10 protein-coding genes and 1 pseudogene are annotated in these 10,218 nt (G+C 42.3%); 8 read left to right on the top strand and 3 right to left on the bottom strand.

The window, feature by feature from the left end; translation table 11 throughout:
* On the bottom strand, positions 1–931 hold a 931-nt coding region (locus Q0688_RS07305; protein WP_299074646.1), incomplete at its 3' end, for an MFS transporter.
* Between the two features lie 299 nt (positions 932–1,230).
* On the opposite strand from Q0688_RS07305, the pseudogene Q0688_RS07300 reads away from it, so the two are divergent.
* The 5 genes and pseudogenes from Q0688_RS07300 to rpsO form a co-directional block, all read left to right on the top strand.
* Positions 1,231–1,452: pseudogene (locus Q0688_RS07300) on the top strand (helix-hairpin-helix domain-containing protein); the annotation flags it as partial.
* Positions 1,453–1,473: 21 nt separating this feature from the next.
* Positions 1,474–4,074, top strand: coding sequence for a translation initiation factor IF-2 (gene infB, locus Q0688_RS07295; protein WP_299074644.1), 2,601 nt, complete (start codon positions 1,474–1,476; stop codon positions 4,072–4,074).
* Between the two features lie 100 nt (positions 4,075–4,174).
* Entirely contained in the window at positions 4,175–4,603 is a 429-nt protein-coding gene (rbfA, locus tag Q0688_RS07290) for a 30S ribosome-binding factor RbfA (protein WP_299074642.1), read from the top strand.
* A 5-nt stretch (positions 4,604–4,608) separates the two neighbouring features.
* Positions 4,609–5,568 carry a tRNA pseudouridine(55) synthase TruB gene (gene truB, locus Q0688_RS07285; RefSeq protein WP_299074640.1) on the top strand — a complete coding sequence of 320 codons (960 nt, stop codon included), beginning with the start codon at positions 4,609–4,611 and terminating at the stop codon, positions 5,566–5,568.
* Between the two features lie 158 nt (positions 5,569–5,726).
* The gene (gene rpsO / locus Q0688_RS07280; protein WP_299074638.1) at positions 5,727–5,996 is read left to right on the top strand and encodes a 30S ribosomal protein S15; all 270 of its coding nucleotides are present in this window, start codon (positions 5,727–5,729) and stop codon (positions 5,994–5,996) included.
* A 489-nt stretch (positions 5,997–6,485) separates the two neighbouring features.
* Here rpsO and Q0688_RS07275 read toward each other — a convergent pair whose 3' ends face one another.
* Positions 6,486–6,827, bottom strand: a complete 342-nt coding sequence (locus tag Q0688_RS07275) for a cupin domain-containing protein (protein ID WP_299074636.1) — start codon at positions 6,825–6,827, stop codon at positions 6,486–6,488.
* Positions 6,828–6,955: 128 nt separating this feature from the next.
* Between Q0688_RS07275 and Q0688_RS07270 the strand changes: the two genes are divergently transcribed.
* The gene (locus tag Q0688_RS07270) at positions 6,956–7,870 is read left to right on the top strand and encodes a LysR family transcriptional regulator (protein WP_299074634.1); all 915 of its coding nucleotides are present in this window, start codon (positions 6,956–6,958) and stop codon (positions 7,868–7,870) included.
* Between the two features lie 380 nt (positions 7,871–8,250).
* Here the strand turns inward: Q0688_RS07270 and Q0688_RS07265 are convergent, their stop codons facing one another.
* On the bottom strand, positions 8,251–8,526 hold the full coding sequence (locus Q0688_RS07265) for a DUF4242 domain-containing protein (protein WP_299074632.1): 276 nt from the start codon (positions 8,524–8,526) through the stop codon (positions 8,251–8,253).
* Between the two features lie 145 nt (positions 8,527–8,671).
* On the opposite strand from Q0688_RS07265, the gene Q0688_RS07260 reads away from it, so the two are divergent.
* Positions 8,672–9,595: a LysR family transcriptional regulator gene (locus tag Q0688_RS07260; protein ID WP_299074631.1), complete on the top strand. Its 924-nt coding sequence runs from the start codon at positions 8,672–8,674 to the stop codon at positions 9,593–9,595.
* Positions 9,596–9,793: 198 nt separating this feature from the next.
* Complete coding sequence (locus Q0688_RS07255; RefSeq protein WP_299074630.1) at positions 9,794–10,216, top strand: nuclear transport factor 2 family protein; 423 nt, start codon at positions 9,794–9,796, stop codon at positions 10,214–10,216.
* The last annotated feature ends 2 nt before the right edge of the window (positions 10,217–10,218 follow it).

Here is a 10,218-nt window from a genome sequence, read left to right as displayed (position 1 = left end):
CAATCATAACGCCCAGCCAGCCAAAAAACGTGCTTAGAAGGTGTGCAGGGAAGAGCGCAGCCAAGGCAAGCATCAGGTAGCCTGTAGCAAGCAATCCAGTGCCGGTTTTTGCTATGGCGCCTATAGTCATTTTTTGAATGAGTTTTCTAACTGCAATGGTGCTAAGTAAGTAAGGCGATGATGCAAGCGCATACGCCATAGCATAATGCTGGGCATGAACGTGCATGACATGTGTGAAAATGGCATATGCATTTTGTTGAAAGAGTATAAAGGTACTGAAAGTCAGCGCCAGGCTGAAGCAGTATTTCAGGTATGCTTGATTGCGCATAAGGTTAGCAAAGCCCTTGACCAATTTAGGCCTTATGGAAGGAATCTTGCGTGCCTTGACCTGTAAAAGAATGCCAAAAGATAAAAGAAGACTGTAAGCGCTTAATGCATAGAAAAGCATGGTCCAACCATAGCGCTCAGTGATAGTCAGGCTAATATAAGGGGCTACCACAGGTGTAATGGCCATAAGGACGCCAACGGAAGCAATGATTTTAGCTGTTTTATCGGCTGGAAATGTATCGTAAATAAGTGCGTAACCTATGCTGGTATAGGCCGCTTGGAAGAATGTCAGTACAGCAAGCATTTCATCAAAGTTTTGGGCTGTATGACAGTGAGGAATAAAGAATGCAGTGATGCCTCCTCCTATAGCAGCCATTAACAAGGCTTTTTTTCTGCCAAAAAAATCAGAGAGTGTTCCCCACCAAAGTTGGCCGGCTGCATAGCCACATAGGGCTGTACTCAGTGCATAAGCCATGTCTTGTGCTGTCAGGCCTATGGATTGGGCAATCAGGTGTTGGCTGGGCAGATAGAGGATCAGTGAAAATTGCGTGAGGACAAAACCAGCGGCTATGGTGATAAAGGATAGTACGTCGGATCTTTCCATGATTTATCTCCCCCCAGAGATCATTGATTTTTGTGGCCAAATCACGCATAATGGCCTCAGTCGTTTAGGTCCTTTTGCAGCTAGAACGTTCATTATATTATAGCACACGGCAGTGCATATGTTAAGTGGTAACAATCATGGAAAAAGTCAACGTCCGTTTGAATGAAAGCGGCATAAAAGTCCTTAACACAGCCTTAAGAGGCAAGGGTTTGCTTGCTTCGCCAGCGCTCAATAAAGGGAGCGCCTTTCGGTACGACGAGCGCTTGGATTTTGGTTTGCTGGGCCTGCTTCCTAATACAGAAGAAACACTTGAAGCTGCAGAGCCTAAAGAAGAGTTGTTAAACCTTGAAGGTATGGACAAACATGTTGCCTATACCCTAGCAAGTCGTGGCATTACCGATCTTGAAGGGCTTGCAGAGCAAGGTACCGATGAGATTTCAGATATAGAAGAATTAAACGATGAGAAGGCCGGTGAATTAATCATGGCTGCTCGTAATATCGTTTGGTTTAACGAAGAATAGGTCAACAGGAGGAATTCCCATATGGCAGAAGTATCCATAGAAAAACTTGCCACCGATATAGGTACGACCGTTGACCGTTTGGTTCAGCAATTTAAAAGTGCAGGTATTGAAAAAGCAGCAGGCAATGATGTAACCGAAGATGAAAAACGTACGTTATTGGATTTTTTAAGTAAGCAACACGGCGGAACAGGTTCGGAAGCACCAAAGCGTATGACGCTACAACGCAAAACTACCAGCACATTAAGTGCCGGTAAGTCTAAAGCGGTAACCGTTGAAGTACGTAAAAAGCGCACTTACGTGAAGCGCTCTGAAGTTGAAGAAGCTAAAATGGCGGAAGAAGAAGCCAAGCGTTTAGCCGAGGAACAACAAGCGAAGCTAGAAGCCGAGCAACAAGCGGCTGAAAAAGCCAAAAAAGCCGCCGAAGAAAAAGCGCAGAAAGCCGCTGAAGCCAAAGCGAAAGCCGATGCTGAACGTGCTGCACGTGCTGAGAAAGCAAAAGAAGCCCGTGCAGCAGAAGAAGCTGCCTTAAGCCCTGAAGAAAAAGCAGCACAACAAAAAGTGCATGCTGAAGCAGAAAAACTGCGCAAGACCCAAGAAGAAGAAATTCAACGCAAACTTGAAGAAGATGCGAAAAAAGCGGCAGAAGAAGCGAAAAAACTAGCTGAAGAAAACTCCCGTCGCTGGAAAGAAGAAGAAGAGCGCCGTAAGAAACAAGAAAAAGAAGAAGTGCATGTACATTCAAATCGCTACGCTCAAGAAGCCGAAGATATGGATGATATCAAAACCGAACATGGCGGACGTAGACGTAAAAAGTCTAAGAAAAATGCTGGTTCTGAGCTAAAACATGCCTTTAACAAGCCAGCCCAACCGGTAGAGCGTATCGTGCGTATTGGCGAAACCATTACTGTGAGCGAGCTTGGAAACAAACTAGCCATTAAAGCCACTGAAGTCATTAAAACCCTAATGAAAATGGGTGAAATGGTGACTATTAACCACGTACTGGATCAAGAAACTGCGGTATTAGTAGTTGAAGAAATGGGGCACAAGTACGAGTTAGTAAACGACAACGCACTTGAAGATGAATTGATTGCAGACGCCACGGGCGGTGAGAAAGCAGGTCGTGCGCCTGTTGTGACTATCATGGGCCACGTTGATCACGGTAAAACTTCATTACTTGATTATATTCGCCGCGCCAAAGTCGCAGACGGTGAAGCAGGTGGTATTACCCAGCATATCGGCGCTTATAGTGTTGAAACTGACACTGGTCGTATTGCATTTTTGGATACCCCTGGTCACGCAGCGTTTACCGCGATGCGTTCTCGTGGGGCAACTGCTACTGATATCGTTATCTTAGTAGTAGCGGCAGATGATGGCGTGATGCCGCAAACCAAAGAAGCGGTACAACATGCTAAAGCTGCAGGTGTACCTCTTATTGTTGCGGTTAATAAAATTGATAAAGAATCAGCGGATCTTGATAGAGTGAAAACCGAGCTTTCTCAAATCGAAGTGATTTCAGAAGAATGGGGCGGTGAATTCCAGTTTGTGAATGTGTCTGCTAAGACAGGCCAAGGTGTTGATGAGCTACTAGAAGCCATTAGCCTACAAGCTGAATTACTTGACTTGCAGGCGGTACCAACTGGTCCAGCGAAAGGTATTGTCATTGAATCACGCCTTGATAAAGGCCGTGGGCCGGTAGCATCTGTGCTTATTCAAGAAGGTGAGCTACGTGCTGGAGACATTATGTTATGTGGTGAAGAATACGGACGTATTCGCGCCATGCGTGATGAAAACGGTAAAGATGTCAAAGTAGCAGGTCCTTCAACGCCAGTAGAGATCCTTGGTTTATCTGGTGTGCCTATTGCCGGTGAAAATGCCTTAGTGGTACAAGACGAGCGTAAAGCCCGTGAAGTTGCCACTAAACGTCATACCAAACAACGTGAACTAAAACTTGCGAAGCAGCAAAAAGCCAAATTGGAAAACATGTTTGCCAATATGGAAGCAGGCGATGTAAGCGAATTGAACGTAGTGCTTAAAGCCGATGTACAAGGCTCAGTTGAAGCTATCTCAGAATCTTTGACTAAGTTGTCAACCGACGAAGTGAAAGTGAATATTGTCGGCAGTGGCGTAGGTGGAATTACCGAAACTGATGCCAGTTTAGCGGCTGCATCAAATGCCATAGTGGTTGGTTTTAACGTACGTGCCGACGCATCTGCCCGTAAAGTGTTTGATGCCGAAGAAATTGATTTACGTTATTACAGCGTGATTTATCAATTGATTGATGAAGTGAAACAAGCCATGAGCGGCATGTTGGCACCTGAGTTCAAGCAAGAGATCATCGGTTTAGCAGAAGTACGTGACGTGTTTAAGTCGCCTAAAATTGGAGCTATCGCAGGTTGTATGGTGACCGAAGGTGTGGTGAAACGTAGTAATCCTATCCGCGTATTACGTGATAACGTGGTTATTTACGAAGGTGAACTTGAATCATTGCGCCGCTTTAAAGACGATGCCCAAGAAGTCCGTAATGGGGTGGAATGTGGTATAGGCGTGAAAAATTACAATGACGTTAAAGTTGGCGATCAAATCGAAGTATTTGAAATCGTTGAGGTTAAACGCGAACTGTAAGTTTGGCTAGCCAGAGTAGCAATTAGCTAAAAATATAGACGGAGGCTACGGCCTCCGTTTTGTTTGTAAAAAGATACCTCAGGTATCAGGAGATATTAACATGGCCAGAGAATTTTCACGTACCGACCGAGTCGGGCAACAAATTCACAAAGAAATTGCCAGCATTTTACAAAATGAGTTTAAAAATCGCGATCCGCGTCTTGGTATGGTAACCGTATCTGGGGTTGAGGTATCGCGGGACCTAGCCTATGCGAAGATTTTTGTGACCTTCTTCGAAAATGATGAAGAGCAAGTAGAAAATTACCTGAATATTTTACAAGACAACAAAGGCTTTATCCGTTCATTATTGGCCAGTCGTATGCGGATGCGCGCCGTACCAGCCGTTAAATTTGTGCGTGATGGCTCCCTTGCTGAAGGCATACGTATTGCCAACTTAGTAAGTGATACACTAACAAAAGACGCAGAACGGGCGAAGTTAGCAGGACGTTCCACAGACAATCAAGAGTCTGACGAAGACGAGCAGAAGTAGTCAATATGGCAAGAAAAAGAAAAGGTCGTGCCGTAAACGGCATTGTGCTGCTGAATAAAGGTTTAGAAATATCATCTAATCATGCGCTACAACAAGTAAAACGCATGTTTAATGCGGCTAAGGCAGGGCACACAGGGGCTTTAGACCCCTTAGCCACAGGTATGTTGCCAATCTGTTTAGGTGAAGCTACTAAATTCTCACAATTTTTATTAGATACAGATAAAACCTATCAAGTCACAGCAAAGCTAGGTGTACGTACTACTACTTCTGACGCCGCAGGTGAGATAGTTGAAACTCACCCAGTCAAGGTAACAGAGGCGCAGCTAGTAGCTGCTTGCGAGCAGTTTAAAGGGCCGATTAAACAAGTACCTTCGATGTTTTCGGCCTTAAAACACCAAGGTAAACCCTTATATTTTTATGCTCGCCAAGGTATAGATATTCCAAGGGAAGCCCGAGATATCACCATCTTTAGTCTAACCATCGACAGATTTGAAGGTGACGAAGTGGATATGACTGTGCATAGCAGCAAAGGCACCTATATTCGTTCTTTGGTGGATGATTTAGGGCAGCTATTAGGATGTGGTGCTTTTGTCAGTAAATTGCACCGTACCCAAGTGACCGACTATCCAATGGAAAAAATGCTTACCATGGAAGAGCTGCAATCACTTAGAGACGAGATTGACAGCGACAGCGCAGATTTATTAGATGACCCAACATTTAGTCATATGGATCAACTGTTAATGCCTATGGACTCAGCGGTAAAAACCCTAAAAAATGTTGAAATTGATCCCATTGCCGAAGGTTTTTTTAGAAATGGTAATCCAGTGAATTTTATAGGTTCAACAGAATATCCAGAAAACACATTGATTCGCGTGTATAGCCAAGACAGTGGCCTATTTTTAGGGGTGGGTTTTATTGACTCTGATGGCAAGATAGCGCCTAAACGCACAGTGGTTTACGGCTAGAAAATCAATGCGTTGGGTGCATGAATGACTTGATTAAATTTTATGACTACAAGGCTTGTTATTACGCTAAGCATCGTTATAATACGCGCTCTTTTTTGACTCGCTGAATTAGTGATTGGCGGGTTGTATCTTTAAACTCTTAATTATTGGAGAAACGTATGTCACTAAGTACACAAGAAACAGCAGCAATCCTTGCTGAATATGCAGTTAAAGAAGGCGACACAGGTTCACCTGAAGTACAAGTTGCTTTGTTAACGAATAACATCAATAAATTACAAGGTCACTTTGCGGATCATAAGAAAGATCACCACTCACGTCGTGGCCTTCTTCGCATGGTTAGCCAACGTCGTAAGTTACTTGATTACCTTAAAGGTAAAAACGTTGAACGTTATCAAGATCTTATCAAACGTTTAGGTTTACGTCGTTAATCGATCTTTGCTTTGAAAAAAGACGCGAAAGCGTCTTTTTTTATGCCTGTTGTAAAGGTGCTAGGCATGGGGCTTAGCACCTCTGCGCAAATTGTTGAATTTCATTAATAATGTCCAACAATTGAGTAAACCTGCCCGTTAGTCTCTAAGAGGCATGCGCTGTCGCTTATTGGCCTCTCGATAACTGCTCCTGCGTTATTCTACCTTCCGCCATCCTTGGCGGTCGCTTGTCAGTTTTTGACTCGAATCCTTTCGAGCCAGTTACTTTTTTAGGAAATACTTCCATGTATTTCACCCTACTGGCCGCACTAAAGTACGTTCTAAATTTATTCATAAAATTTTTGGTCAACAGCTGAGAAAAAGTAACCCAAAAACGCCGCTCGACACAATGCTCTTCATCCAGTCGAGGGGAGGCCAAAAGATAAAAAAACATCGGTTTTTCCGATTAGAAGTTTGGTCTTCGCCTAAAACACAACCAGTGCAATGAGTTTATATGCCTTCCATAGCTAAAAATTCTTCTGGTAATCTTGGTTCTGGTAATGCCAGTATATAAACAACGCGATCTTTAATTGCACCTTCTGCATGTAAATTACCAGCAGGCACAACAATTTTATCACCAGCAGAAACCGGAGTTCTCTTATTTGTTTCAGCGTCTAAAAAGTCAGTTTCGCCTTCCATAATATAGGCGTGTACTTCGTCTTTGTGCCAGTGCACCGGAGGGCCATCTGTAGCCCCAGATACAAATGTTGTTGGCCAAGTATTATTACGACTGATATCTGCTAAGACATCTTCTATATTCGAAAAAAAGTTTTTATAAAATTTTAAAGACATAGTAACCACTCCTTTGTTTTTTGCTTAAGGTAACATTTGGTTTGCAGGTGTTAAGGTTCTAGACTACAAAAGGTGTTTTATGTAGTAAATAGCGGTTTAGTCACGACATTGATGTAAGGAGTGCATGAATGGATTTGAAAAGCGTTCAGTTGTTTGTTGATGTCATGAAACATCAAAGTTTTGCTAATGTCGCAAGAATTCGCAATATTGATCCTTCTTCTGTCTCTCGTACCATTAGGAATCTTGAATTTACTTTAGGTTTTCGGCTGTTTCAGCGCACTACACGTCGCTTAGCTCCAACCGAAGCAGGGCAGGCTTATTTTAATCAGGTAAATCAACTCGTTGAAGAGTTATTAGTAGCCGGAGAGCAAGCGTTAGAACTGTCTAATCAACCTGTAGGTACGCTTCGAGTAGCTGCTTGTACCTCTTTTGGGCAGAAAATGCTGGTACCAATAATACCTATTATGCGGCAGAAATACCCCAAATTAGCACTTGAGTTGGTATTATCAGACAATCAAATTGATATTGTCGAACAAAAAATAGATGTTGCTGTGCGATTTGGAAAACAACCAACAGGTGAATTAGTTTATTCAAAATTAGCCCCTCGTTTATTTAAAGTGTGCGCTAGTCCAGAATTCGTTAAAGCAAACAAGATCACCAATGATCCTAATTGTATTAGTGAGTTAGAGTGTCTGCGTTTTTCCATTGCGGGATACAGAGATTATTGGCGATTTAGAAAGCCGGGCCAAAAAGAAATAAAAGTACCTGTATCTGGAAATCTATTGATATCCCATGGGCTTACAATGACCGCCAGTACAGTGGCGAGTTTAGGTATTGCATTATTGCCGAATTGGTTATGCAGTGATGAAATTGCAAGCGGTCAGCTTATTGATCTATTCCCCGAATATGAATGCGCAGCCTCAGATTTTGGAACATCAGCTTGGTTAGTTTATCCAAGTAAAGATTTTATACCTTTAAAACTGACAGTGTTTATGGATTGTTTAAAAAAACTAGTACCATCAATGATTGCTGATACTAATTAACCCGAACTCGAGATAAGAAACGCCTGTAAGTAGCGCTATTTTTGCCCCTATCTTCGTTGTTCATCATGAGTGTAGAGTGACTACACAACATAATGAACGCCTTGATAAGAACAAAACTAGCACCACTTACCCATGATTTGAATAATTGTATTAATTTTAATTAAAGTAAGTCTTTGAAATATAAATGTAAATCTGTATTTTTCGACATTCCTTATCCCGAATTCGGGTTAATTAAAAATTGACTAACGTTTATTGGAAATACAGTTGCGCCGTTAATTACGCTAGGGTAAAAAAGCTGTTATAAGCCAACAACCACTATAGTGTTGGCTTTGCCACTGAATAATGTTTTGACCCACCACAACAAAATATAATGATATAAATCAATTGTTTGCAGTCAAAGGATCGATGATTTGGGATATTTCTGTTATTTTCGAAATTGGAATACCACTCAACTCAGCATGTTTTTTTAATTCATCTGGGCTTTTAGCCAGATAAACACAGAATGTCTTACCATCTGCAACATAAGAATGTTGCCACTGGATATCGGGCGCTATAGTAGCTATAGCTTGATTAGAAGCACGAGCAGCTCCACACAGTTCAGTTACTGAGAAGTTTCCAATGCCAGGAATATCTCGCTCGATTATATAACGTTTCATTTTACTCTCCTTGATTCATGCCATATCGGCAAGGTAACTATGAACGCTTTTAAGCATAACTAATAATTAAGATTTCTTTTGCTTTATAAAGATTATCTTTGTTAATCTTGACTTGTTTTTTTATTGCTAAAGGTAATCTTTATCAATGACTACTTCTACACATTTAAAATCATTACAAGCACTTGAGTTAGCTATTCGTGAAGGCTCATTAAGGCAAGCGGCTCAGAGATTAAATATTACACCAGCCGCTATTGGCCAGCGAATTCGTTCCCTAGAAGACTATTTGGGCACTGATCTTTTGGTTCGTGGTCGTTCTGGCTTAAAACCAACCGCAGAACTTACCACTGCCCTTGATGATTTGCAGCTGGCCTTTGCCGCGTTACAAAGAGTGACTGATTCACTTGATTTTCAGCGCGTAAGCGAAATACATATAGTCGCAGACCCAGATTGGGCTGAATTATGGTTAGCTCCGCGCCTGTCAACTTTCCGTGAGTTGCATCCTAATATTCTGTTTTGCATAAATGGGTCTGGGGACGTACCGCTTCGTATCGGTACTCCAGATATAAAGGTGAGCTATGGAGACACCCAGGGTGAGGAACTTTTTCGCGACGTGTTTCTTCCTGTGACAGGTCCTGACAACCCACGACGAATTGCTAAAGGGGATCCAGTATTACAGATGGAGGGAATGCCACTTCTTCATTTGAGCGCGCAACAAGAAAAAAATGAATATCCTGGTTGGGTTGAATGGTTTAAAACGTATCCTTATCGCGAAACTGGGCTGGACAGGGGCGTTCGTTATAAACACACGCGCCATGCATTAGAAGCCGTACGGCAAAATGTGGGGTTTTTGGTATGCGGTCTGTCATTGGTTTTACCAAACATTGAAGAGGGATCGATTGTTGCTCCATTTCCAATGTCGCATTATATTGACGCGCCTTTCCCATATCGATTTACACTACGAACTGGTGCTGAAAAACGACCTCAGATCCAAAGGTTTATTGCTTGGTTACACGCTAAAGCCAACGACACACAAAATGAGATACAAAAACTGTCATTAATAGCTAAATAAACTAGATCCCATTTATATTTTAAGAATATGGCACGGAAAAGATAATGATAAAAATTTATAACAAATCGCTCAAATTGACACCAAAAAGGCAGCGCAATATAGTGAGGCGTTAAACATAACGCAGAACACTGGAGATGTTTATTTATCCAACGCACTGCTGATTTTTTAGATATCTACCAAACCACTAGGAGTTACAACATGCGTTACGTTCAAATTGTCGCCGCATTACTTTTTCTTTGCTCAGTAGCAACAGCCCAGCCAGGTTCAGAAGAGGATCGCATCATGGAGCTTGAGACAAAATGGTCCACTTTGTATGGCGATCGTGATCTAGAAGGGATTATGGCGTTAATGACGAAGAACTCTGTTTTGATAATGCCTAGTGCGGCACCAATTGTCGGAATAGAGGACATCCGCAATGCCACCAAGAAAATGCTAGAGTCTCAAGACAAAGTATCTTGGAGATCTGATTCTGCTCATATATCCGCTAGTGGTGATATGGCCTATGACTATGGCACTGCCAAGACAACTCTGGCTGACGGTTCTATTATTCAAGGCTACTATCTCGTTGTTTGGTCAAAAGAGAATGGGCAGTGGAAAGTAGCTGCTGATATGTTCAACTGATT

The sequence above is a fragment of the uncultured Paraglaciecola sp. genome, assembly GCF_937123705.1.
Taxonomy (GTDB): Bacteria; Pseudomonadota; Gammaproteobacteria; order Enterobacterales; family Alteromonadaceae; genus Paraglaciecola.
This window is presented reverse-complemented; position numbering and strand designations above follow the sequence as displayed.